At 53.3% G+C, this 381-nt stretch carries 1 pseudogene; it reads right to left on the bottom strand.

Annotated elements, in window-relative coordinates:
- Positions 1 to 167 (bottom strand): annotated as a pseudogene (locus UF06_RS27930) (type IV pilus biogenesis/stability protein PilW); the annotation flags it as partial.
- Positions 168 to 381: the final 214 nt, after the last annotated feature.

The raw sequence follows: 381 nt of genomic DNA, 5'->3' as shown, positions 1-381 counted from the left end.
ATCATATTGCCACCTTCGAGATAACCAAGCCCAAGAGCGATGCGAGATTCTGCCATAGCAACAGGATCGGCTTTCACGATAGGAGCTCCGTTTTCTTTTACGGTAACACAGCCTACGAGTGCAAACTGAGTCATCAACATTAGTGCACTGAGCGTTACGGTTTTCATTCTTCTTCCCCACATCCCTGAATCTGACAGCATGATATGAATTACGTAGCAAAAGCCCATTGAGGAAAAAGGACGACGCGAACAGGAACGCAAACGGAAGCGAAAAAGGCGCCAGAGGGCGGGGCGGTGAAGAAAAGGAGTTGGGTGGGGTAAGGGGCTTTAGGGAAGGCAACGGGGGGGGGGGGGGGGGGGGGGTAGGGCGTGAGGTGGGAGA

The organism is Vibrio sp. S234-5 (assembly GCF_000960595.1).
Classification (GTDB): Bacteria; Pseudomonadota; Gammaproteobacteria; order Enterobacterales; family Vibrionaceae; genus Vibrio.
The sequence above is the reverse complement of the archived record's forward strand: the minus strand, read 5'-3'. Positions and strand labels throughout refer to the sequence as shown.